The sequence below is a fragment of the Streptomyces sp. TAA486 genome, from assembly GCF_000426165.1.
In genome coordinates this window covers 62,066-85,824 of sequence record NZ_AUEV01000006.1, presented here as the reverse complement: position 1 = coordinate 85,824, position 23,759 = coordinate 62,066, and the positions used below count along the sequence as shown (strand labels likewise).

General features: G+C 69.3%; 21 protein-coding genes. 9 read left to right on the top strand and 12 right to left on the bottom strand.

Annotated elements, in window-relative coordinates:
- Positions 1 to 22: 22 nt before the first annotated feature.
- The 4 genes from I004_RS0109295 to I004_RS0109280 all read left to right on the top strand — a co-directional run bounded on the left by I004_RS0109295 (position 23) and on the right by I004_RS0109280 (position 4,466).
- Positions 23 to 1,045, top strand: a complete 1,023-nt coding sequence (locus tag I004_RS0109295) for a chitinase (protein WP_028435252.1) — start codon at positions 23 to 25, stop codon at positions 1,043 to 1,045.
- Between the two features lie 206 nt (positions 1,046 to 1,251).
- A complete protein-coding gene (locus I004_RS0109290) occupies positions 1,252 to 2,616 on the top strand; it encodes an extracellular solute-binding protein (RefSeq protein ID WP_486579890.1) in 1,365 nt (454 codons plus the stop codon).
- Positions 2,617 to 2,714: 98 nt separating this feature from the next.
- Positions 2,715 to 3,548: a carbohydrate ABC transporter permease gene (locus tag I004_RS0109285; RefSeq protein ID WP_486579889.1), complete on the top strand. Its 834-nt coding sequence runs from the start codon at positions 2,715 to 2,717 to the stop codon at positions 3,546 to 3,548.
- Between the two features lie 6 nt (positions 3,549 to 3,554).
- Complete coding sequence (locus I004_RS0109280) at positions 3,555 to 4,466, top strand: carbohydrate ABC transporter permease (protein ID WP_028435249.1); 912 nt, start codon at positions 3,555 to 3,557, stop codon at positions 4,464 to 4,466.
- A gap of 266 nt (positions 4,467 to 4,732) precedes the next feature.
- Here I004_RS0109280 and I004_RS0109275 read toward each other — a convergent pair whose 3' ends face one another.
- On the bottom strand, positions 4,733 to 5,758 hold the full coding sequence (locus I004_RS0109275; protein WP_028435248.1) for an ATP-dependent 6-phosphofructokinase: 1,026 nt from the start codon (positions 5,756 to 5,758) through the stop codon (positions 4,733 to 4,735).
- Between the two features lie 312 nt (positions 5,759 to 6,070).
- On the opposite strand from I004_RS0109275, the gene pta reads away from it, so the two are divergent.
- The 3 genes from pta to pyk all read left to right on the top strand — a co-directional run bounded on the left by pta (position 6,071) and on the right by pyk (position 11,047).
- Positions 6,071 to 8,194, top strand: a complete 2,124-nt coding sequence (gene pta / locus I004_RS0109270) for a phosphate acetyltransferase (RefSeq protein ID WP_028435247.1) — start codon at positions 6,071 to 6,073, stop codon at positions 8,192 to 8,194.
- Positions 8,195 to 8,267: 73 nt separating this feature from the next.
- A complete protein-coding gene (locus I004_RS0109265; RefSeq protein ID WP_078510969.1) occupies positions 8,268 to 9,557 on the top strand; it encodes an acetate kinase in 1,290 nt (429 codons plus the stop codon).
- A 62-nt stretch (positions 9,558 to 9,619) separates the two neighbouring features.
- Positions 9,620 to 11,047: a pyruvate kinase gene (gene pyk, locus I004_RS0109260; RefSeq protein WP_028435245.1), complete on the top strand. Its 1,428-nt coding sequence runs from the start codon at positions 9,620 to 9,622 to the stop codon at positions 11,045 to 11,047.
- A 137-nt stretch (positions 11,048 to 11,184) separates the two neighbouring features.
- On the opposite strand, the gene I004_RS0109255 is transcribed toward pyk, so the two are convergent.
- The 4 genes from I004_RS0109255 to I004_RS0109240 form a co-directional block, all read right to left on the bottom strand.
- Complete coding sequence (locus I004_RS0109255; RefSeq protein WP_486579878.1) at positions 11,185 to 12,294, bottom strand: hypothetical protein; 1,110 nt, start codon at positions 12,292 to 12,294, stop codon at positions 11,185 to 11,187.
- Positions 12,295 to 12,439: 145 nt separating this feature from the next.
- Positions 12,440 to 13,063: a DUF6114 domain-containing protein gene (locus I004_RS0109250; protein WP_028435243.1), complete on the bottom strand. Its 624-nt coding sequence runs from the start codon at positions 13,061 to 13,063 to the stop codon at positions 12,440 to 12,442.
- Between the two features lie 111 nt (positions 13,064 to 13,174).
- Positions 13,175 to 13,792 carry a DUF6230 family protein gene (locus I004_RS0109245; RefSeq protein ID WP_028435242.1) on the bottom strand — a complete coding sequence of 206 codons (618 nt, stop codon included), beginning with the start codon at positions 13,790 to 13,792 and terminating at the stop codon, positions 13,175 to 13,177.
- A gap of 642 nt (positions 13,793 to 14,434) precedes the next feature.
- On the bottom strand, positions 14,435 to 15,397 hold the full coding sequence (locus I004_RS0109240) for a tetratricopeptide repeat protein (protein WP_028435241.1): 963 nt from the start codon (positions 15,395 to 15,397) through the stop codon (positions 14,435 to 14,437).
- A 337-nt stretch (positions 15,398 to 15,734) separates the two neighbouring features.
- On the opposite strand from I004_RS0109240, the gene I004_RS0109235 reads away from it, so the two are divergent.
- The gene (locus tag I004_RS0109235) at positions 15,735 to 16,364 is read left to right on the top strand and encodes a TetR/AcrR family transcriptional regulator (protein WP_028435240.1); all 630 of its coding nucleotides are present in this window, start codon (positions 15,735 to 15,737) and stop codon (positions 16,362 to 16,364) included.
- A gap of 30 nt (positions 16,365 to 16,394) precedes the next feature.
- On the opposite strand, the gene I004_RS0109230 is transcribed toward I004_RS0109235, so the two are convergent.
- From I004_RS0109230 to I004_RS33110, 5 genes are all read right to left on the bottom strand, one after another.
- Complete coding sequence (locus tag I004_RS0109230) at positions 16,395 to 17,663, bottom strand: APC family permease (RefSeq protein WP_028435239.1); 1,269 nt, start codon at positions 17,661 to 17,663, stop codon at positions 16,395 to 16,397.
- A 102-nt stretch (positions 17,664 to 17,765) separates the two neighbouring features.
- Positions 17,766 to 19,466 carry a coenzyme B12-dependent isobutyryl-CoA mutase large subunit gene (icmA, locus tag I004_RS0109225; protein WP_028435238.1) on the bottom strand — a complete coding sequence of 567 codons (1,701 nt, stop codon included), beginning with the start codon at positions 19,464 to 19,466 and terminating at the stop codon, positions 17,766 to 17,768.
- A 95-nt stretch (positions 19,467 to 19,561) separates the two neighbouring features.
- Positions 19,562 to 19,894 carry a DUF3817 domain-containing protein gene (locus I004_RS0109220; RefSeq protein WP_028435237.1) on the bottom strand — a complete coding sequence of 111 codons (333 nt, stop codon included), beginning with the start codon at positions 19,892 to 19,894 and terminating at the stop codon, positions 19,562 to 19,564.
- A gap of 104 nt (positions 19,895 to 19,998) precedes the next feature.
- Entirely contained in the window at positions 19,999 to 20,508 is a 510-nt protein-coding gene (locus I004_RS0109215) for a MarR family transcriptional regulator (protein ID WP_028435236.1), read from the bottom strand.
- 21 nt (positions 20,509 to 20,529) lie between these two features.
- The gene (locus I004_RS33110) at positions 20,530 to 21,807 is read right to left on the bottom strand and encodes an MFS transporter (RefSeq protein ID WP_051344878.1); all 1,278 of its coding nucleotides are present in this window, start codon (positions 21,805 to 21,807) and stop codon (positions 20,530 to 20,532) included.
- Positions 21,808 to 21,977: 170 nt separating this feature from the next.
- Between I004_RS33110 and I004_RS0109205 the strand changes: the two genes are divergently transcribed.
- Positions 21,978 to 22,982 (top strand): DUF5937 family protein, encoded by a 1,005-nt coding sequence (locus I004_RS0109205; RefSeq protein WP_028435235.1) that lies wholly within the window; start codon positions 21,978 to 21,980, stop codon positions 22,980 to 22,982.
- Here the strand turns inward: I004_RS0109205 and I004_RS0109200 are convergent.
- Both I004_RS0109200 and I004_RS0109195 read right to left on the bottom strand, forming a co-directional pair.
- Positions 22,973 to 23,290: an MTH1187 family thiamine-binding protein gene (locus I004_RS0109200; protein ID WP_028435234.1), complete on the bottom strand. Its 318-nt coding sequence runs from the start codon at positions 23,288 to 23,290 to the stop codon at positions 22,973 to 22,975. The genes I004_RS0109205 and I004_RS0109200 overlap by 10 nt on opposite strands.
- Positions 23,287 to 23,676, bottom strand: a complete 390-nt coding sequence (locus I004_RS0109195) for a DUF3817 domain-containing protein (protein ID WP_028435233.1) — start codon at positions 23,674 to 23,676, stop codon at positions 23,287 to 23,289. Before I004_RS0109195 ends, I004_RS0109200 begins: the two co-directional genes overlap by 4 nt.
- Positions 23,677 to 23,759 lie beyond the last annotated feature (83 nt).

Genomic DNA, 23,759 nt, shown 5'->3' with positions numbered 1-23,759 from the left:
CACCCCATGACGGGAGTTCGACGTGCGCCCCCACATCACGCGCAGACGTCTCGCGCTCGCGCTGGCCGCGGCCCTCACCGGCTCGGCCGCACTCGCGGTCAACGCATACGCCACCTCGGAGAAGAGCGGAGACACCGACAGGGCCGAGTCCTCCGCGGCGGCCCCGAGCGGCCTCAACGGCCCGTATCTCTACCTGGGTTGGGGCAACCCGCCCAACGCCGCCGACCTCATCAAGGAGACCGGGCTGACCCAGCTCACCATGGCCTTCGTCCTCTCCGACGGTGGCTGTTCGCCCGCCTGGGACGGAAGCAGGCCGCTGGAGGGCGGAGTCGACGCACAGACCATCAAGGCCGTGCAGGACGCGGGCGGCGACATCACCCCGTCCATCGGCGGCTGGAGCGGCAACAAGCTCGGCGAGGCGTGCTCCAGCGCGCAGGAGCTGGCCGGCGCGTACCAGAAGGTCATCGACGCCTACGGGCTCAAGTCCATCGACGTGGACATCGAATCGACCGAGTTCGAGAACGCCGAGGTCCGCAAGCGCGTCATCGACGCGCTGAAGATCGTCAAGGACGGCAACGCCGGCACCAAGGTCTATCTGACGTTCGGGACGACGCCGCAGGGCCCCAACGCCAACGGCCAGGACCTCATCCAGAAGGGCGCCGACGCCGGACTCGACGTGGACGGCTGGACGGTCATGCCCTTCGACTTCGGCGACGGCACCACCGACATGGCCGGAGCCACCAAGTCCGCCGTGGACGGTTTGGCGAAGACGGTCGGCGAGGCGTACGGCATCCCCACCGAGGACGCGTACCGCAAGGTCGGCTTCTCCTCGATGAACGGCAAGACCGACGTGCAGGGCGAGTCCATATCCCCCGCCGACTTCAAGGCGATGGTCGACTACGCCAAGGAACACCACCTGGCGCGGGCCAGTTTCTGGTCCGTCAACCGCGACCGTCCCTGCGACGGCGGAGGCGCCGATTCCTGCAGCGGAGTCGATCAGCAGCCCTGGGAGTTCTCCAAGATCCTTGCGGGCTATACCGGTTGAGGGCGAACCGTGGCAACGGTGACCGGCGCGCGGTGACCCGCCCCCGGCGGACGTTCATAACAACGTTGTCACGGTGATGAACTGCGCCTCTGCAGGCCCATTGACCTGGACACGGCGGACCGGGAGATTGTACGGACAAAGCCGTCCCACGCGGCCTGCGGCATCAGATGGCGCCCCGGCCGTGGCCCGAGGAGGTCATGCCCGTGATGCCCGTGCGCCGCACCAGTCCGCTGGTCCTCAGTATCGCCGCAGTCCTCGCCGCAGGCACGCTCACAGCCTGCGGCGGGGGCACCGGCAGCGACCCGAACACGATCAAGATCGCCTTCCCCAAGGACACGGACAACAAGGTCACCGTCCGCGACAACTACGTCAAAGACATGGCCAAGGAGTTCGAGAAGAAGAACAAGGGCAAGAAGGTCAAGATCATTCCGATCCAGGCCTCCGCGCAGGACTACGTCACCAAGCTCCAGCAGATGATGCGCTCCCCGAAGACCGCACCCGACCTGGTCTACGAGGACACCTTCCTCATCAACTCCGACATCAAGAGCGGCTATCTCCGCCCGCTGGACGACTACATCGGCAAGTGGGGCGACTGGAAGCAGTTCGATGACACGGCCAAGACGGCCGCCAAGGCGCAGGACGGGAAGATATACGGCGTGCCGGACGGCACGGACACCCGGGCGCTGTGGTTCAACAAGAAGATCTTCAAGAAGGCCGGGCTCCCTGAGGACTGGAAGCCCAAGACCTGGGACGACGTGCTGAAGGCCGCCCGTACCGTCAAGAAGAAGGTCCCGGACAAGATCCCGCTGAACGTCTTCACGGGCAAGGCGGTCGCGGAGGCCGCGGCCATGCAGGGCTTCGAGATGCTGCTCTACGGCACGGGCAAGGACCCGCTCTACGACCCCGGTTCGAAGAAGTGGGTCAAGGGCAGTCAGGGATTCAAGGACAGCCTGAACTTCGTCGAGACCGTCTACGGCGAGGGCCTCGGTCCCGAGGTCGATCAGGCGCTGAGCCCGACCATGCAGACCAAGGTGGTCACCGACCTGCTGCCCAAGGAGAAGCTCGCCATCGCCCTCGACGGCTCCTGGCTCGGACAGCAGTGGATCAAGACGGGCGGCAGCCCCTGGCCCGAGTGGGACGAGACGATGGGCATGGCCCCGATGCCGACCCAGAACGGGGAGGCACCCGGCGAGGTGAGCATGTCCGGCGGCTGGACCTGGTCGATACCCCAGAAGTCGAAGAACCCCGACCTGGCCTGGAAGATGATCCAGCACATGCAGAGCCAGAAGAACGCGGTCGAATGGTGCGTGCGCGGTGCTCAGATCGCCGTGCGCCAGGACGTCGCCGCCGACCCGAAGTACCTGAACTCGATGCCGGGCATCAAGTTCTTCACCAAGCGGGTCGAGCACACCGAGTACCGCCCGACGCTGCCGGTCTATCCCCAGGTCTCCACCGCCATCACCGAGGCCATGGAGGGCGTGACGACCGGCGACGCATCGGTCGGCGAGGCCGCCAAGTCCTATGACGCACAACTCGAGTCGATCACGAACGGAGCGGTCATCAAGAAGTGAGCGCCACCGACCTCAGCGTCGTCGGCAAGGAGGTCCCGGGGCGAGGCGAACCGCCCCGGGACCAGCGGCCCCCACGACGGGGGAACCCGTGGCGCTGGCTGCCCATCGCCCCGGCGACCGTCCTGCTGCTGCTCTTCCTCGCCGGACCCATCGCCTACTGCGCGTACATCGCCTTCACCGACATGCAACTGACGGGGCAGGCCTCGGCGTCCTTCGTCGGTTTCGACAACTTCAAGAAGGCGTTCGGGGACGAGAACTTCCGCAACTCCGTCATCCTCACGCTGGTCTTCACACTCGTCTCGTCCATCCTCGGCCAGAACACCCTCGGTCTGACGCTGGCCGCCCTGATGGCACGCTCGACCAAGGCGATCCGGTCCATCACGGGGGCCGTCGTCATCTGCGCGTGGGTGCTCCCGGAGATCGTGGCCGGCTTCCTGCTCTACACCTTCTTCAGCAAGGAGGGCACGCTCAACGAGATCCTGGCCTTCCTCCATCTGCCGTCCCAGAACTGGCTGTTCACACTGCCCATCATGGCCGTCTCCTTCGCGAACGTCTGGCGCGGTACGGCCTTCTCGATGCTGGTCTACTCGGCGGCGCTCTCGGAGATCCCCAAAGAGGTGACCGAATCTGCGGAGGTGGACGGCGCCGGCCCATGGAAGCGGTTGTGGCACATCACCCTGCCGATGATCCGCCGGTCCATCGGCACCAACCTGATGCTCAACACCCTGCAGACACTCTCGGTCTTCGGACTGATCTGGGCCATGACGCGAGGCGGACCGAGCAACCGCAGCCAGACGCTGCCGATCTTCATGTACGACCAGGCGTTCAACAAGTCCCTCATCGGCTACGGCACCGCGGTGGCACTGCTTCTGCTGGTGGTCGGCGCGCTGTTCTCGGTCGTCTATCTGCGCCTGATGCGCGAGGAGGTCTGAGACCGCATGGCAGCCATCTCCGGAACCCCCGGCACCACGAAGGCCGTCACCGGCGCGGGGCCCCGGCGGCGCCCCGTACGCACCAGGCCGACGCTCAGCCGCACCACGCGGCAGCGGCTGGCCGCCGACCTCGGACTCCTCGTCGTCCTCGGGGCATTCATGCTCCCGCTGGTGTGGCTGATCTTCGCCTCGGTCGACACCGACCCGTCGATGAAGGTCGCTCCCCCGTCAGGCCTGACGACGGACAACTTCTCCCGTGTCCTGACCGACGAGATCACCTTCACGCCGATGCTGAACAGTCTCCTGCTGTGCGGCAGCGCGACGCTGATGACGGTCGCCGCGGCAGCCCTGGCCGCCTATCCGCTCTCCCGCTACAAGGCGCGCTTCTCCCGCCCGTACCTGCTGACCATCCTCTTCAGCACCTGCCTGCCGATCACGGCCATCATGGTGCCTGTCTACGGACTGTTCGTGCAGGTCAACCTGATCGACACGATGCACGGCACGTCCTTCTTCCTCGCCACCTCGCAACTGCCCTTCGCGGTCTGGCTGATGAAGAACTTCATGGACGGCGTGCCGATCGCGCTCGAGGAGGCCGCCTGGACGGACGGCGCGAGCTGGTTCCAGGCGCTGACGAAGGTGATCCTGCCGCTGATGGGCCCCGGCTTCTCCGTGGTGACCATTTACAGCTTCATCCACATGTGGGGGAACTTCTTCGTCCCCTTCATGCTGATCATCAGCCCCGAGCAACTCCCGGCGTCCGTCAGCATCTTCACCTTCTTCGGCAACCTCGGCTCCATCGCCTTCGGTGAACTCGCCGCGTTCTCGATCCTCTACTCCACGCCCGTGCTGCTGCTGTACATCCTCATCGCGAAGCGCCTCGGCGGCGGCTTCACGCTGGGCGGTGCGGTCAAGGGCTGAACGGCCGGGCCGCGCGGGCAGCCGGGACTGCTGGACGAAGTAGCCCGTGAGGGCGGCCAGTGCGGTTGTGACGGCCTCCGCGTCCGCGCCGCGCGCCACCGGATGCGCGGCGAAGATCGGCTCGGGTCACCGCCCCCTGCATCGCCACGCTCGGCATCATCGGCGCGGCGCCGCCCGTGAATCCCGTCGACGATGGGCGAGCCGCGCGGCCGGGAGCATCTGGATTACGTGGTGGCCACGAGCGACGCCGGCACCGTCGGGCCCGCTCAGTAGACCGACTCGGCCTCGTCCATGCGGTCCTGCGGCACACGCTTCAGCTCGCTCACCGCGTCGGCCAGCGGCGTCATGACGATCTCGGTGCCGCGCAGGGCCGTCATCCGGCCGAAGTCCCCGCGGTGGGCGGCCTCGACCGCGTGCCAGCCGAAGCGCGTGGCCAGAACCCGGTCGTAGGCGGTGGGCGTTCCGCCGCGCTGCACGTGGCCGAGGATGACCGGCTTGGCCTCCTTGCCGAGGCGGTGTTCCAGCTCGCTCGCGAGCTGGTTGCCGATGCCGACGAAGCGCTCGTGCCCGTACCGGTCGATGACGCCCTTCTCGTACGGCATCGATCCAGCGGCGGGGTGCGCGCCCTCGGCGACGCAGATCAGGGCGAACTTCTTCTCGCGCGCGAAGCGCTCCTCGACCATCTTCACCAGGTCGTCGACCTCGAAGGGCCGCTCCGGGATGCAGATGCCGTGCGCACCCGCGGCCATCCCGGCCTCCAGCGCGATCCACCCGGCGTGCCGCCCCATGACCTCGACGACCATGACCCGCTGGTGCGACTCGGCGGTGGTCTTGAGGCGGTCCATGGCCTCCGTGGCGACGCCGACGGCCGTGTCGAAGCCGAAGGTGCGGTCCGTGGCGGAGATGTCGTTGTCGATGGTCTTGGGGACGCCGACGACCGGAAGGCCCGCGTCGGCGAGCATCCGGGCGGCGGTCAGGGTGCCTTCGCCGCCGATGGGGATCAGCGCGTCGAGGCCGAGCCGGTCGATCAGCTCCTCGGAGTTGTCGCACGCCTCGCGCAGACGGTCGCGCTCGAGCCTCGCGGACCCCAGGATGGTTCCGCCGCGGGCGAGGATCCCGGCGACGTCGTTGGTGGCGAGCGAGCGGTAGCGCCCGTCGAGCAGCCCCGTGAATCCGTCCTCGAAGCCGATGACTTCGTCGTGCCGGTCGTGAACTGCCCTGTGGACGACGGAACGGATCACGGCGTTCAGACCGGGGCAGTCGCCGCCTGCCGTGAGGACTCCGATGCGCATGGGGGTTCTGTCTCCTGGTCGTCGGTCGGCCCGCGCCGGGCGGGCGATTCTTGCTGCTCGGTCCTTGCGGTGAGCCGTCTGAGCCGTACCGAGTGTTTCATGTGTTGAACGCACACCGCACCGGGCGTCCGCCCACCGGACCGCTCCTCCGGCTCTCCTGCCCGCTCGACCGGCCCACTCACCTCGGTCCGCGGGTACGGTCAAGGGCGTGGGGCGTCCGGGCTTGCGGAATTCAGGCAAATCCACCCGCGGGCCAACTATTCCACGGTCGGCCGCCCGGGCCGCCCGATCGGCGACGAGAGGAAGACACCTGTGACCCGCAGCGTCTACGTGACCGGAATCGGCCGCGGCGACGGCCGCCAGGTCGTCGAGCTGGGAGTCATGGAACTCCTGACCCGCCGGGTCGACCGCGTCGGGGTGTTCCGTCCGCTGGTGCACGACGGCCCCGACCGCCTCCACGAGCTGCTGCGCAGCCGCTACCGGCTCACGCAGTCCACCGACAGCGCCTTCGGCATGAGCTACACGGAGGCGGCCGCGCTCCAGGCGGGGCGGGGCGAGGACGAGCTGGTCTCGCACCTCGTCGAGCGCTTCCACGAGGCCGCCGCCGGCTACGACGCCATGCTCGTCCTCGGCACCGATTACGCCGACACCCAGCTGCCCGCCGAGCTCACGTTCAACGCCCGCCTGGCCAACGAGTTCGGCGCCTCGGTGCTGCCCGTCGTCTCCGGCAAGGGCCAGAGCGCCGACTCCGTCGCGTCGGAGGTGAGCAACGCCCACCACGCGTTCACCTCGCTCGGGTGCGACGTCGTCGCGATGATCGCCAACCGGGTGCGCGGCACCGAGCGGGACGAGACCGCGCGCCAGCTCGCCGGCCAGCTTCCCGAGCCCGTGTACGTGCTGCCCGAGGAGCCCGCGCTCTCCGCCCCGACGGTCGCGCAGGTACGGGACAAGCTCGGCGCCGAGATGCTGCTGGGCGAACCGGCGGCGCTCGCCCGCGACGTGCGCGACTTCGTCTTCGGAGGGGCCCACCTCCCCGTCTTCCTGCCGGCCCTGACCGAGGGATGCATGGTGATCACGCCCGGGGACCGCGCCGACCTCGTCGTGGGCGCACTGGCCTCGCACGCCGCCGGCTCCCCCGCCATCGCCGGCGTCGTCCTCACACTCGGCGAGCGGCCCGGCGCGGAGACCATGGCGCTGGCCGCACGTCTCGCGCCCGGCACACCCGTCCTGGGGGTCTCCGGCGGCTCGTTCCCGACGGCGGCGGAACTGCTGGCGCTGGAGGGCAGGCTGACGGCCGCGACGCCGCGCAAGGCGGAGGTGGCACTCGGCCTCTTCGAACGACATGTGGACACCGGGCAGTTGACCGACCGGCTCGCGGTCGCCAGGGGCGAACGCGTCACGCCGATGATGTTCGAGCACCAGCTCGTCGACAGGGCCCGCGCCCACCGCCGCCACATCGTGCTGCCCGAGGGCGCCGAGGAGCGGGTGCTGCGCGCCGCGGAGGTACTGCTGCGCCGCAACATCTGCGACCTGACGCTGCTGGGCGAGCACTCGGCCGTACGCAAGCGGGCGGCGGAGCTCGGCATCGACCTCACGCTGCTCGGCGAGGACGAACTGCCCTCCGCCGCACAGGCGTCCGCGCGGATCGTGGACCCGCAGACCTCGCCGCTCCGGGAGCGCTTCGCCGAGACGTACGCGAAGCTGCGCTCCCACAAGGGCGTCACCTTCGAACTCGCCTACGACGTCGTCGCGGACGTGTCCTACTTCGGAACGCTCATGGTGCACGAGGGACTCTCGGACGGAATGGTCTCGGGCGCCGCGCACTCCACCGCCGCGACCGTCCGCCCGGCCTTCGAGGTGATCAGGACGAGTCCCGACGCCTCGATCGTCTCGTCCGTCTTCTTCATGTGCCTGGCCGACCGCGTCCTCGTCTACGGCGACTGCGCGGTCAATCCGGATCCGGACGCACAGCAACTCGCGGACATCGCCGTCCAGTCGGCGACGACGGCCGCCCGCTTCGGGGTCGAGCCGCGCATCGCGATGCTGTCGTACTCGACGGGTACCTCGGGCTCCGGTGCGGACGTCGACAAGGTCCGCGAGGCGACGGAACTCGTGCGCGAGCGCAGGCCCGACCTGCTGGTGGAGGGCCCGATCCAGTACGACGCGGCGGTGGAGCCCTCGGTCGCGGCGACGAAGCTCCCCGAGTCGCAGGTCGCGGGCCGGGCGACGGTGCTGATCTTCCCGGACCTCAACACCGGCAACAACACCTACAAGGCGGTGCAGCGTTCGGCCGGCGCGGTCGCCGTCGGTCCGGTGCTCCAGGGGCTGCGCAAGCCGGTCAACGACCTCTCGCGCGGGGCGATGGTCTCCGACATCATCAACACGGTCGCGATCACCGCCGTCCAGGCCCAGCGCGGCGGCAGCACGGCCGGCTGACGGGACGCGCCTCCACCCCGCCCCGCGCGTGCGGCGGCACTATCGTCGTGCGCGGGCCGCCGCAGGCGCCCGCATGCCGCCCGCCACCCGCCGCAGGACCACGCAGAAAGCCGAGCCCCCCGTGACCGCGACCCGCGTCCTCGTACTCAACTCCGGTTCCTCCTCGGTCAAGTACCAGCTGCTGGAGATGACGGACGGCTCGCGGCTGGCCGCGGGGCTCGTGGAGCGCATCGGCGAGAGGCAGTCGCGTCTCCTTCACCGGCCGTTGGCTTCAGGAGGTGAACGCCGGGAGCGCGTCGAGGAGTTCGCGGACCACGAGGCGGCGCTGCGGGCGGTCTCGGAGGAACTGGACGCGGACGGGTTCGGTCTCGGCTCCCCGCAACTGGCCGCGATCGGGCACCGCGTGGTGCACGGCGGTCAGACCTTCACGCGGCCGACGCTCGTCGACGACGCGGTGCTCGCGGAGATCGAGCGCTTGATCCCGGTGGCCCCGCTGCACAACCCGGCCAATCTGGAGGGCATCACGACCGCCCGTGCCCTCAACCCGCACCTGCCTCAGGTCGCCGTCTTCGACACCAGCTTCCACACGACGATCCCGGAGCACGCCGCCCGGTACGCCATCGACACGGCCACCGCCGACGAGCACCGCGTGCGCCGCTACGGCTTCCACGGGACCTCCCACGCGTACGTCTCGCGCAGGGCGGCCGGCCTGCTCGGCAAGGACCCCTCCGAGATCAACGCCATCGTGCTTCATCTGGGAAACGGCGCCTCCGCGTCCGCGGTACGGGGCGGCCGCTGCGTCGACACCTCGATGGGGATGACCCCGCTTGAGGGCCTGGTGATGGGTACCCGTTCCGGCGACGTGGACCCTGCCGTGGTCTTCCATCTGGTGCGGGTCGCGGGCATGTCCGTCGACGGGGTCGACGAGCTGCTGAACAAGCGGAGCGGGCTGGTAGGCCTGTGCGGCGACAACGACATGCGTGAGATCACCCGCCGCGTCGGGGAAGGGGACGAGGCAGCCCGGCTCGCGTTCGACATCTACATCCACCGCCTCAAGAAGTACATCGGCGCCTACTGCGCGGTGCTGGGGCACGTCGACGCCGTGGTCTTCACCGCCGGAGTGGGCGAGAATTCCGCACCGGTACGGCGTGCGGCGCTGGCCGGTCTGGAGGGGCTGGGCCTGCAGGTGGACGAGGAGAGAAACGACGCGGAGCGGGATGGGCCGGCCGCCCGGGAGGCCAGGATCATCTCACCCGAGGGCGCCCGCGTCGCCGTGGCCGTCGTACCGACCGATGAGGAGCTGGAGATCGCAGAGCAGACCTACGCGCTGGTCAGCGACGCGGGTTCACCGGTTCGTCACTGACCCCGTGATCCACTTCACCCCCGATACGTTCCGCATTTGAACAAACCGTTAGGATCGTCCTCATGCGCCGTTCCAAGATCGTCTGCACCCTGGGCCCAGCCGTCGACTCCTACGACCAGCTGAAAACGCTGATCGAGGCCGGCATGAACGTGGCCCGTTTCAACATGAGCCACGGCACTCAGCCGGAGCACCAGGAGCGGTACGACCGCGTCCGCAAGGCCGCGGAGGAGACCGGCCGGGCGGTGGGTGTGCTGGCCGACCTCCAGGGCCCCAAGATCCGTCTCGAGACCTTCGCGGAGGGGCCCGTCGAGCTGGTGCGCGGTGAGGAGTTCACCATCACCACCGAGGACGTCGAGGGTGACAGGACGATCTGCGGCACCACGTACAAAGGCCTGCCGGGCGACGTCACGAAGGGCGACTCGGTCCTGATCAACGACGGCAACGTCGCCCTTCAGGTCGTCGAGGTCGACGGATCCCAGGTGCGCACCATCGTGATCGAGGGCGGGGTGATCTCCGACCACAAGGGCATCAACCTGCCGGGCGCGGCGGTGAACGTCCCTGCGCTCTCCGAGAAGGACGTGGAGGACCTGCGCTTCGCGCTGCGCATGGGCTGCGACATGGTGGCGCTCTCCTTCGTCAGGGACGCCGCCGACGCACGCGACGTGCACCGGATCATGGACGAGGTCGGCCGGCGCGTCCCGCTCATCGCCAAGGTCGAGAAGCCGCAGGCCGTCGCGAACATGGAAGACGTCGTCATGGCCTTCGACGGCGTGATGGTGGCCCGCGGCGATCTGGCCGTCGAGTACCCGCTGGAGCGGGTGCCGATGGTGCAGAAGCGGCTGATCGAGATGTGCCGCCGCAACGCCAAGCCGGTGATCGTCGCGACCCAGATGATGGAGTCGATGATCACCAACTCCCGTCCCACGCGCGCCGAGGCCTCCGACGTGGCCAACGCGATCCTCGACGGCGCCGACGCGGTGATGCTCTCCGCGGAGTCCTCCGTCGGCCAGTACCCGGTGGAGACCGTCAAGACGATGTCGAAGATCGTGGAGGCGGCAGAGGAGGAACTGCTCAGCCGCGGCCTCCAGCCGCTGGTGCCGGGCAAGAAGCCCCGCACGCAGGGCGGTTCGGTGGCGCGCGCGGCAGCCGAGATGGCGGACTTCCTGGACGGCAAGGCGCTCGTGGCCTTCACGAAGTCCGGCGACACGGCACGCCGCCTCTCCCGCTACCGTGCCTGCCAGCCGATCCTCGCCTTCACCACCGAGCCCGAGACCCGCAACCAGCTCACGCTGAGCTGGGGCGTGGAGACGTACGTGGTGCCGCACGTCCAGCACACCGACGAGATGGTCGAACTGGTCGACGCGGAACTGCTGAAGCTCCAGCGCTATGACGAGGGCGACACGATGCTCATCACAGCCGGCTCCCCGCCCGGAGTCCCGGGCACCACGAACATGGTCCGTGTGCACCACCTCGGCGGCACGAGCGGCTGACCGCCCCACCGCCTTCACGGCGGACGGGAGCAACAAAGCAACGAGCAGGGCCCGCGGCCTCCTTGAGGTCGCGGGCCCTTGTGTTGCGGCTCCCGGTGAAGCTGTGTGGCGGCTCCCGTCGAACGGTTCGCGTCGACTCAGTCGATCGACTGGTGCAGCCCGGGGACCGTCAGGTTGCCACCGAACTGACCGGCCTGCTTCACCTCGACGTTGGTGAAGTACGCCTCCGGGATGTTCAGCGGCGGCGGGTGCTCCGGGTCGAAGGTGATCGGGATCAGCCCGAACAGGTTGCCCTTGAGCTCCTCGGTGTACATCGTCACCTTGCCGCCGCGGATCGTGGAGGTGGATCCCTTCGCTGCCTGGACGTGGTAGTTGTGCCCGTCCGGGCCCTTCACGATCTGGTGCAGGTCGCCGATGTCGAGGCTGCTGGCGGTGAACTTCAGAACCTGCTTGGTCCTTCCGTCCTGGGTGCGGACGTTGCGTACGCCCTCGTAGTCCAGGCCATGCAGACCGAGCGAGCTCGCCTTCAGCTGCCAGGAGTCGTTGGGCAGAGTGTTCGGTGTCTGCTCGTCCTTCCCGGCGGACTTCTTCGCCTCGACGCACGGGTAGCCCTCGCCGTTCTTGCCGACGCTGACCTCGGGGCCTTCCTGCGGGGGCACCAGGTCCTTGGCACCCTTGCCCAGGCGCTCGGTCTTCTGGCCGAGCTTGTCGGCAGTGTCCTTGAGGTCTTCGCCGACCTTGCCGAGACCGCCGCCTGCAGGCTCGTCCGCCTTGTTGGAGGGCTCGGAAGAAGGTGCCTTCTCCTCCTCCTTCTCCTCCTCGGCAGCCTTCTCCTTCTCCGCCTTCTCCTTGGGCGAGAGGATGTCGCCGATGGCGTCGCCCACACCGCCCAGGAGGCCGCCGCCCTCGTCCTCGTCCTCGTCGGGCTCGGACGGTGACGGGCTGGGCTCCGGGTCCTCGGACCCGCCGCTGCCGCCGGTGCCACCGCTGTCGCCGGACGGATCCGACGGGCTCGGCTCAGGCTTGGAGGAGTCGGAGTCGCCCTTGGCGTCTTCCTGCTTCTCCTTCTCCGCCTTCTCCTTCTCCGCCTTCTCCTTCTCGGCCTTCTCCTTGGCCTTCTCCTCCGCGTCCTGATCCTTGTCGGGCTGCGACACGCAGGCGCCGCCCTTGAAGGGGTTCTTGGGCAACGGCTTTGCACTGGCCAGCTGAGGCGTCAGCCCCATGCCCATCAGAACCGCGGACGGCATGGCCGCGATGGCTATCGCTTTGCCCGCGGGGACATGCAGGCGGTTCAGCAGCGGCTTCCTCGGGGCCGCGTGGCGACCTCCGATTCTTCCGCGGCCGGCGTCGGACGCTTCTTGCGCCGACGGCACCGCCTCCTCCTGAACCTCGTCACCCGGCACGGTGCCTCCCGTTCCCGTGGTTCACATCGGCTCCTGTCGACGAAGCCGTTCCAAAGACTGAAAGGTCGTCCTGTGCCGTACCCCTCATGCGGCCGGTGTCCGAGTCCCTGGTCCCGTCGTCGCCCGACGAGGAGTAAGTGGGGCTCGAAGGTGCCTTGCGGACGGACGAGTTGACGTCCTCGGGCTCGTCACCGTCGCCCTCGCGCTTCGCGAGAGGCTTTCCCGGACCCCAGGAGACACCGAGTGCCCCGCCGATGAGACCCAGCAGGAACCCGATCACATAGCCGCCGAAGTTCGAGACGACCAGGGAGACCAGGCACAGCAGAATCGCCGCGATACCGGCGAAGACCCGAGACTGTGGCTGGAACCACATCGTCAGGCCGAGCACCACGAGCAGAACGCCGATGATCAGCGAGCCTGCGCCCGCGGTCGTCGACATCCGGATCGTCAAGGAACCCAACGTGAGGTTGTGATACGGGATGTACGCGATCGGGAAACCGGCGAGCAGCGTCAGCATTCCGCCCCAGAACGGGCGCTGTCCGCGCCAGTCCCGGAACGAACTGCGCTTCTGGCCGAATCCGGTCTTCAGCCCTTGTCGCGTCTCGGCGCTCATGTCGTACAGCTCCTCGGGACTGGCACAAAGCTTGCGTTGGTGGAACAGACCGGACGGGTGCGGGGCGGCAAGGAGCAGCCGCGCCGCACCCATCCGGTCAGTGAGTGCCTGTCAGTAGCACTCGTTCTTGCCTTTCTTCACGGCCATGTGGAGGCCGCTGAGCTTGAAAGTACCGGCGGTGGTCGCCCAGGCACGCTGCTTGACATCCGTGAATGTCGCGCTGTCGGCCTGCTGGGCGAACGATCCCGGCGCGTACTTGTCGCCCTTGTTCGGGCCGGGGCCCTTCGAGGTGCTGTCCGCAGCGACGCCGATGTCGATGTTGTTGAACGTGGCGTTGGCGCCAAGGTCGTCAGCATCGATGTAGAGCTTCTTGGCCTCGACCGGGGCCGCTGAGTCGGTACCCGCGCTCAGCTTCATCGTCACATCGCCGAATGCCGGAACCGGCACGACGACGGACTGGCAAAGATTCCTGATCTTCGCCTCGTTGAAGCCGACGACCGCGACAGGCTTCTTGCCGGCCTTGGTCGAGTCGACCGCTCCGTACTGGACGAAGCCCTTGCCGTCCAAACGGTCGGCGGTGACCTTGAACTGCTGGCCGGAGACGCTGAACGACGCCGCCAGCGCACCCTGCGAAAGTGCCACACCGATCGCTGCGGTGGCAGCGACACTCGGCACCATGACGACGGCGAACCGCTTCCATCTGGTCCCGCCACGAGCCAGGGACTCCATGACTTTCCTCCTTCTCGGACGTACATCTCCGGCCTGGACGAACCGCTCCTGAACGGCCCGCTCCCTGACCTGGGATGGGAGAAGTGCTACGTCCTCGGGAAGGAGAGCGCCGTCATCGACAGACGTACGGATACGTCACGTCCGAGGTTCGGCGATCACCCCCGAGCGACAACCACTGGCCACGCTCATGCGCAACCTGCTTTGTTCGGACAGGCCCTGCCGGTTCGGCAGAGACCCCCCTGTCCGGAGGACCGGCGGTGTTTCGGGTGGGGCACAAGCTTGCGTGCCGGTCCTGCTCGGTGGGGATCCAATACCTGCGAAGCGCCGAATGGTTGCCGGGCTGCGGGCAATGGACCGAGCTTGGCCGATCGTGGTCTATCCGAAGGCTGCGCACAAGGGGGTGCGTTACCAGTGAGTAACGGCCAGATAACCGCTCGGTGGCCGATCAGCATAGGGCAGACACACAGGGTCGCCGCCGCCGGGGGAGGGGACCGGGAACCAACCGGACATCCAAGAAGAAAGCGCGCGAGGCCATTTACTGCGAGTAACAGCGACTGCGATTACCAAGTTTTGGTAAAACACAGCCGCTGATGTCGCTAAAACCACCTGTCGTGACCGAGCGTGCGGCCCCGCACACCCCCGTCAGAACAGCACGCGTGCAAGGGCACTACGCGCGGTGACTACCCGTGGATCCTCCGCGCCAATCACGTCGAAGAGCTCAAGTAGCCGCAGGCGCGCAGTCTCCCGATCCTCTCCCGCAGACTTTTTCACCGTCTCCACAAGCCGACCGAACGCGTCCTCCACATGACCCCCCGCCATGTCCAGGTCGGCCGCGCGCAGTTGGGCCTCCAGGTCGGACGGGCTGTCGGCGGCGTCCTTGCGCACCTGCTGAGCGTCGAGGCCCTGCACACGGCCGAGCAGTTCGGCCATCGCGAGGCCGACTCGGGCCTCGGTGTTGCCGGGGTCGCCCGACAGGACGTTCTTGTACGCCTGCACGGCACCGTTCAAGTCGCCCGTGTCCAGGGCCTGCTGGGCCGCCGCGAGCGCCGGGTCCTCCGGTTCCGCGGGCTGCTCCGGGGCCTCCTGGGCGCCTTCTTCCGCGAGGTCACCCTGCAGGCCCGTGATGCCGAACCGGTCCTCGGAGACCTGGATCAACTGGTCGAGCGTCTGCCGGATCTGCGCCTCGGGAGCGGCGCCCTGGAACAGAGGCAGCGCCTGGCCGGCCACGACGGCGAACACCGCGGGAATCCCCTGTACGCCGAACTGCTGCATCAGCATCTGGTTATTGTCGGCGTCGATCTTCGCGAGCAGCACACGCCCGGCGTACTCCCGCGTCAGGCGCTCGAGTACGGGCGACAGCTGCTTGCACGGCTCGCACCACTCGGCCCAGAAGTCGATGACGACGGGCACCTCGGCGGAACGCTGGAGGACCTGCGCCTCGAAGTCCGCCTCGTCGACGTCGATGACCAGGCTCGCCGGAAGGCCGGCGTCGCCCTGCTCGGCGGAGCGGGCCCTGGCCTGCTCCGCCTTCTGCTTGGCCTCACCGGCCGCTTTCACCGCGGAGAGGTCGACCACTCCGCTCATGGACATATTGCGTGGCTGCATGAGTCCAGTCTCCCCCTTTCCCGCCGTGCTGTGTTCCCCGCCGGTTCCCCGTCCGGCTGTGGTCGTGGTCGTCGCACCGGAGAACCCCATTTTCCGATACGACTCGTAGCGTAACTTGTACGGGGTCCCCTCGCGCAAGCCCCCCGCTCTCTTCCGTTCCCGCCGGCCCCCGGCGCCGGTCCAGCGGCGGGACACCCTGTCGGGGTGCGGCGGCCTGCCGGGCGGGGCACCCTCTCCCCCTGTTCGTTCGAGTGTCCCGCAATTCCGGTTGCCTGCGGCCACGAATGCCCGGATCCGGTCGTTCCCCGCGGCAGACCGCCCGGTATGGTCTGACGACATGCCCTCTTCCGAGCCCTCGCCCCGCCGCGCAGGCAGGCCGCGCAGCGCCGAGGCCGACGCCGCGATCATGGAAGCGACCCGTGAAGCACTGGTCGACCTGGGCTGGAGCAAACTCACTGTGGGGCACGTCGCCGCACGAGCCGGTGTCGCGAAGACCACCCTCTACCGGCGCTGGGCGAATAAGGGCGAACTCGTCGTCCACGCGGTCGCGGCCCTCTTCGACGAGCTCGAACTGCCCGACTGCGGAAGCCTGCGGGGAGACATCGAGTGCGTGGTGCTCGCCTTCGCCGACCTCCTGCAGCGGCCAGCCACCAACGCCTCCCTGATGGCCGTCGTCGCCGAGTCCACACACGACACCGTCCTTCGGGAGCACATCCGCGAGGCGATCGTGGAACGGCAGAAGCGGCTCGTCCTCCAGGGCCGCGAACGGGCCCAGGCACGCGGGGAGTTGCCCGCGGACTCCTCGGACCCCGCCGAGGACGCCCGGCTGGTCGACATGATCTTCGACGTCATCGCGGGAGCGGTGGTGCACCGCACGCTGGTCAGCGCCGAACCCGTGGACGCCGAGTGGGCGGGCCGGTTCACCACGCTGATCCTCCACGGGCTGGTGGCGGCGTCCGCGTCCTGACGCCGGTGCCCTGAACCTTCACCTCCCCCGCTACCGTCCGCCCCGGCGGGGCAGCATGAAGGCGGCACCGCCTGCCGCCAGGACCACCGCCCCGGCGAGAACCGAGGGACCGGGGAGGGCGAACGCCATGGCCAGGCAGCCGGCCAGGCCCACCGCGGGAATCAGACGGCGACGCCGTCCGCCGTCCCAAGTGAGCGTCCAGGCGGCCGCGTTGGCGATCGCGTAATAGACGAGCACCCCGAAGGACGAGAAGCCGATCGCGCCGCGTACGTCGGCCGTGGCGGCCACCACTGCCACGACGGCGCCCACCGCGAGCCCGGCCCGGTGCGGCACGCGGAAGCGGGGGTGCACCGCTGCCAGGGCGTGCGGAAGACGGCGGTCCCGGGCCATCGCCAGGACGGTCCTGGAGACCCCGAGGATCAGCGTCAGGAGCGCGCCCAGTGCGGCGACCACGGCCCCGGCCCGTACGGCCTGCTCCAGCCCAGGGGTCCCCGTCTCGCGGGCCGCCTCGGTCAACGGGGCGCCCGCGTCTGCCAGTCCGGCGCCGCCCAGCACGGACAGCGAGGCGAGCGCGACCGCGGCGTAGACGCACAGCGTGATGCCCAGGGCGAGCGGTACCGCCCGCGGAATGACCCGGGCGGGATCGCGGACCTCCTCGCCGAGGGTGGCGATGCGTGCGTATCCGGCGAAGGCGAAGAAGAGCAGGCCCGCCGCTTGCAGCACCCCGAAGAAGGTGACGTCCGGGCCCGGTCCGAGGCGTGCGGCGTCCGCCTCGCCGGAGGTGAGCAGCGCGGTCACCAACGCGGCCAGCACCGCCAGTACGAGGGCCACCACGGCACGGGTGACCCAGGCGGACTTGCGTACCCCGGCGTGGTCCACCGCCGTCATGGCCACCACCGCCGCGACGGCCACCGCGTGCGTCTGCTCGGGCCACGCGTAGGAGCCGACGGTCAGCGCCATCGCCGCGCACGAGGCGGTCTTGCCGGACACGAACGCCCAACCGGCGAGGTGGCCCCAGAACTCGCCCAGCCGCTCCCGGCCGTAGACGTAGGTTCCCCCGGAGTCGGGGTAACGGGCGGCCAGCCGGGCGGAGGACGTGGCGTTGAAGTACGCGACGGCCGCGGCAAGGGCGAGGCCGGGCAGCAGCCCGGAACCGGCCGCCCGAGCCGCCGGTGCGAGCGCGGCGAAGACACCGGCGCCGAGCATCGAGCCCAGGCCGACCACAACCGCGTCGAAGAGCCCGAGTTGGCGGCTCAGTTCAGGCGGCCGTGGCCCTGCCGCGTCCGGAGGTGTGTTCACGTACGGCTCCCTTTGCAGGTCGGCCGTACATCGTACGGAGACTCCCCCGCCCCGGCAGCACGCCGGGTCGGACGGAGCGGCGGCGGACAGCCGCCGCGCCCGTCAGAAGACAGGAGGCTCGGTGTAGACGCCCCACTCCTCCCGCAGCGCGTCGCAGATCTCGCCGAGCGTGGCCTCCGCGCGTACCGCGTCCAGCATGGGCTCGATCATGTTCGCGTCGCCGCGTGCGGCTTCCATCATCGTGGCCAGCGCGGCGGAGACGGCGGCCTCGTCCCGCTCCTTGCGGCGGCGGCCCAGCTCCCGCACCTGCTCGTGCTCGACCTCGTGGCTGACCCTCAGGATCTCCAGGTCGCCGGTGACGGAGGAGGTGTGGCAGTTGACGCCGACGACCTTCTTCTCGTCCTTCTCCAGCGCCCGCTGATAGGTGAAGGCGGCCTCGGCGATCTCGCTGGTGAACCAGCCGTCCTCGATCCCGCGCAGGATGCCCGAAGTGATCGGCCCGATGGGGTGGTTCCCTTCGGGGACGGCACGGCGGCCGCGTTCCTTGATCTGTTCGAAGATCTTCTCCGCATCGGCCTCGATGCGGTCGGTGAGCGCCTCGATGTACCACGAACCGCCCAGCGGGTCCGCGACGTTGGTGACGCCCGTCTCCTCCATCAGCACCTGCTGGGTGCGCAGCGCGATCTCCGCGGCCTGCTCGCTGGGCAGGGCGAGCGTCTCGTCGAGGGCGTTGGTGTGGAGGGAGTTGGTGCCGCCGAGCACCGCCGCGAGCGCCTCGACCGCGGTGCGTACGACGTTGTTGTACGGCTGCTGAGCGGTGAGCGAGACGCCCGCCGTCTGAGTGTGGAAGCGCAGCCACTGCGCCTTCTCACTGGTCGCCCCGTACTCGTCGCGCATCCAGCGGGCCCAGATCCTGCGCGCGGCGCGGAACTTGGCGATCTCCTCGAAGAAGTCGACGTGCGCGTCGAAGAAGAAGGACAGGCCCGGCGCGAATGTGTCGACGTCCAGGCCCCGGCTCAGGCCGAGTTCGACGTATCCGAAGCCGTCGGCCAGCGTGTACGCCAGCTCCTGCGCGGCCGTGGAGCCCGCCTCCCTGATGTGGTAGCCGGAGACCGACAGCGGCTTGTACGCGGGGATCCCGCGGCTGCAGTGCTCCATCAGGTCGCCGATGAGCCGCAGATGGGGCTCCGGCTGGAAGAGCCACTCCTTCTGGGCGATGTACTCCTTGAAGATGTCCGTCTGCAGAGTGCCGTTGAGGACTCCGGGGTCCACGCCCTGACGTTCGGCCGCGACCAGGTACATGCAGAAGACGGGCACCGCGGGGCCGGAGATCGTCATCGAGGTGGTGACGTCGCCGAGGGGGATCCCGGAGAAGAGCACCTCCATGTCGGCGGCCGAGTCGATAGCGACGCCGCAGTGCCCGACTTCGCCGAGCGAGCGGGGGTCGTCGGAGTCCCGGCCCATCAGGGTCGGCATGTCGAACGCCACTGACAGCCCGCCGCCGCCCGAGGCCAGGATCATCTTGTAGCGCTCGTTGGTCTGCTGTGCGTTGCCGAAGCCGGCGAACTGGCGGATCGTCCAGGTCCGGCCCCGGTACCCGGTCGCGTACAGGCCACGCGTGAACGGATACTCGCCGGGCCAGCCAATCCGCTCGAAGCCCTCCACCCTGTCCCCGGAGCGCGGCCCGTAGACGGGCGCCACCCGGTCACCGCTCAGAGTGGTGAAGTCGGCGTCCCGCTTGTTCGCGGCGTCGTACCGGGCCTGCCAACGGCGACGGCCCTCTTCAATCGCGTGTGCGTCCATACCATCGAATTTACTTGGACGTCCAAGTAATTGTCGACCGATCGTTCGGTGAAGCATGCGGGAGAAGAGGCTTACGGGTGTACGCGGGGCGGCTGTTACGCCTCCGCGGCAGCGGTGCGACCGTCCTCCACCAGCGGCGAAACCTCGCGCACGACCTTGCGCTCGACGAAGAAGGCCGCGGTGGGAATCGTCCCGGAGACCAGGATCCACAGCAGCCTGCCGAACGGCCAGCGGGCCTTCTGCCCCAGGTCGAAGGCGACGACCAGGTAGATCATGTAGAGGAGACCGTGAGCCTGGGAGACCACGAAGGTCAGATCCTCGCCCATGCCGAAGCCGTACTTGAACGTCATGCAGGTGCACAGCACCAGCAGCATCACGGCGGTGACGTAAGCCATCACGCGGTACCGGGTCAGTACGGACTTCTTCATGGCCACGAGCGTAACGGGCCCTTCCGCACGCCATTCCGCCGCCCCCCGGCACGTACCCGCACGCGGCCGATCGCCTCGGCGGCCGTACCTCGCGCCGGCGGCGCCTACTCCTCCGAGAAGTCCTGGGCCGCCACCCGCAGCGGGCGGAGCATCGCGAAGATCTCGCCGCACTCGTCCGCGTCGTAGGCGCCCATCCCGAACTCCGCCGCCATCAGCTCCCGGGTGGCGGCGTCGCAGACCTCGCGGCCCTTGTCGGTGATGGAGGCGAGGGTGCCGCGTCCGTCGTCCGGGTTGGGACGCTTGGCGACGAGGCCGGCGTTCTGGAGCCGGTCGACGGTGTTGGTGACCGACGTCGGGTGCACCATCAGACGTTCGCCGATCTTCGACATCGGCAGTTCGCCGGCCCGCGAGAAGGTGAGCAGCACGAGCGCCTCGTACCGCGCGAAGGTGAGCCCGTAGGGCTTGACCACCGCGTCGACCTGGGCGAGCAGGATCTGGTGCGCTCTCATGATCGAGGTGATCGCGGCCATGGACGGCACCGACCCCCAGCGCTCCTTCCAGAGCTCGTCGGCGCGGGCGATCGGGTCGAACGTCAGACTGAGCGGCTTCGGCACGCCGTAAACCCTAGTGGGCGCTCACATGTCGGCCATAGGTGTCTCAGGGACCGGTCCTCCGGTGCCGTCCCCGTCGGTCTTCGTGCGGAGGGCCGGCGCCTCCCCTGCGTCCCCTGTCTCCGCTGTCTTCCGCGCCGCGCGCACCGCGACCACGGCGAGCAGCACGCACAGCGTGCCGACGGCACCCGCGGCCACGATCGCCAGGTGCGGCGGCATGAACTCCGCGGCGATCCCGCCGGCGGCCATGCCCATGCCCTGCACCGTCATGAGGCCCGCCGTCATCACCGTCATGGCACGCGCCCGCAGCTCCTCGGGGACGGCGTCGAAGAACCAGCGGTCGAGGCCCAGCGTGTACGCGAGGCCCGTACCCGCAACGAGGAGCACGGCCAGTGCGAGCGGCAGCCCCGGCTGCCACGCGAAGAGCAGGAACGGCAACAGGGTGGTGCCCGCGAGCGGCAGCACGAGCCGCTCCCGTACGGCGGGCTTCAGCAGCGCGCCCACTGCCAGCTCGGCAGCGACACCTCCCACCGGCATGGCCGCCAGCAGCAGGCCGACGCCCAGGGACCCGGCGCCGATCTCCGCGGAGTAGGGGGCTGCCAGCCCCTCCGGTACGACGATGAAGGCGGGCGGCAGCCAGCACAGGGCGAGCAGTGCCCGCAGGCGTCTGTCGGCGAAGAGGGCGCGGGTGCCGCCACGAGTGTGTTCCACCGCCGCCGGGGGACGCCGGGCGCTGCCGAAGCGCAGCAGCGCCGCGGACGCGAGGAACCCGGCGACCGTGAGCAGCAGCGCCCCACGGGGCGGCAGCACGAGGAGAAGCAGACCGGTGGCCGCGAAGCCGACGATCTGCGCGGCCTGCGCCGAGATCCTGATGAGCGAGCGTCCCAGCACGAAGGTGTCGCCCACGAGGATCTCGGCCAGCCCGGCCGCGCGCACGCCGCCGAAGAGCGGCTGCACGAACGCGGTCACCGCCCGGAGCGCGAGCAGCAGCGCCGACGGCGTCCCCGGCACAGTCATGGCCGCGACGCTCATCGCGCAGATCAGATCGCAGCCGACCAGGACCGGACGCCCCGGGTACCTCTCGGCGACCCCTGCGAGCAGGGCGCCGCCCAGTGCCTGCGGCATGAATCCGAGGCCGAAGGTGAGGGCGGACATCAGGGGCGAGGCGGTCTGCTCGTACACCAGCACAGGCAACGCGACGTGCGAGACGACGCCGCCCAGCAACGAGAGCACATGGGCGGCGAACACGAACCGGAATTCCCGCACCCGGAAGACGGCGCGGTAGCCCTGCTGAGAGGTCATGCCGGAAGCCTGTCGCCGCCGGGCCGGGCTCTCTAGTCTTTCGGCACGGGGCGAATCACCGGCGGCCCGAGCACGAGGGGACGAGGACGGGGCCAAGGCCCCTGTCCCAGACCAGGCCAGGCCAAGGCAGAGACATGGACCGGGGACGGGACCGGAGTGGGGGCACGACCATGCCACTGCATCTGCAGTTCGGCACAGAGGATCTGCTGCGCTGCCGCTTCGCCCTGTCACCGCTGTGCGAGACCCACGGGGCGGTACGCTCACTTCGCCGCACGGACCGACACGGCTACCACCTGCCGTGGCTGCGGAGGATCCGTGCGGTGTCCGCCGATCTCGACCTGACGCCCCTGTGGCTGCTGATGCCGCAGTCCGGCGGCCACTCACCGGACTTCCTCGTACCGCCGCCCGATTCGTCGGGGGTCGCCTCGTTCGGCGAGGAGTTGGAGCGGGTACGCGGCACCGATCCCGCCGTCGCCCGTGAGGAGTTGGCCCGCTCCCTGGCGTGCACTCCGGGGGCCGCCGAGTCCCCGCGCGGACGTGCCATGATCGAGGACCCGGCACGGGCCGTCACGGAACTCGCCGATCTCACGGAACGGGCCTGGGAGGTGCTGGTCGCACGGGACTGGCCCAGGCTGCGCGATCTGCTGGAGGCCGACATCGCGTACCGCGCACGGCAGTTGGCCGAGGGCGGCCTGGAAGCCCTGTTCGCCGATCTGCATCCCCGGCTGTCCTGGAACGGGGACAGGTTGTCGGTGCGCGGGAGCTACCAGGGGTACCAGGTCCAGCAGTTGGCCGGACGCGGGGTGCTGCTGATGCCGAGCGCGTTCATCTGGCCTGACGTCGCCAGCGGCTTCGCCCCACCCTGGCGGCCCTCAGTCATCTATCCCGCCCGCGGCGTCGGGGGGCTGTGGCAGCGGCCCACACCCGATGGAGTCAAGGCGCTCGCGCGTCTCATGGGCGCCAACAGGGCTGCCGTACTGGGCGAGTTGCAGGAGCCCGCCTCGACGACGGCACTGGCCGGCCGGCTCGGGCTCGCGCCCTCGTCGGTCTCCGCGCACCTCTCGGCGCTGCGCGACGCGGGGCTGCTCACCTCGCGCCGCGTGCATCACCAAGTGCTCTACGAATGCACGCCGTTGGGCATCGCGCTACTCGGCGGGAACGGATCTCAGCCCTGACCGGGCTCCCGCTCCCCACCGCTCAACTGCTGCTCCACGGACGCGACCTTGGAGTTGAGGCCGTCCGTCACGCCCTGCCGGATGTCGGCCTTGAGTACGAGCGACACGCGAGGCGCGCGCGCCTCGACGGCCTCGACCGCCCTGCGCACGACGTCCATGCACGCGTCCCAATCGCCTTCCAGCGAGGTGAACATGGCGTCGGTGCGGTTCGGCAGCCCCGAGTCGCGGACGATTCGCACCGCGTCGGCGACGTACTCGCCGACGTCCTCACCCACGCCGAGCGGCGTCACGGAGAAGGCGACGATCACGGCTTCTCGGCATTCGCGCGACGCGAGCTCTGCTCCTTGCGGGCGCGGGCGGCGATCACGCCGGCCTCCTCCTCGCGCCGCAGCACCCTGTCGGCGAAGAAGCCGCCGGTGGGCAGCACGGCCAGGACGAAGATCAGAGCCGCACGACCGAAAGGCCAGCGCACGCGGTTCCAGGCGTCGGCCCAGAACAGCACGTACATGATGAAGAGCACGCCGTGCACCATGCCCATCACGGGCACGGCGTCGAAGTCGGTGGTGCGCTTGAGCACGGAGCAGCCCAGCAGCAGGAGGAAGGAGATCGCCTCCGGCGTCGAGACCAGACGCAGACGGCGCAGAGCGGAGACCGACTTCGGCGCCAGGCCGGTCGGGTTTTCCAGGATCGACACGGGAGAACCTCGCTCGTTTGTGAAGTGATGCACAAGCGCTCCCCATTGTGGCAGCCCTGCCCAGCGCCGCCCAGACCAGGGTA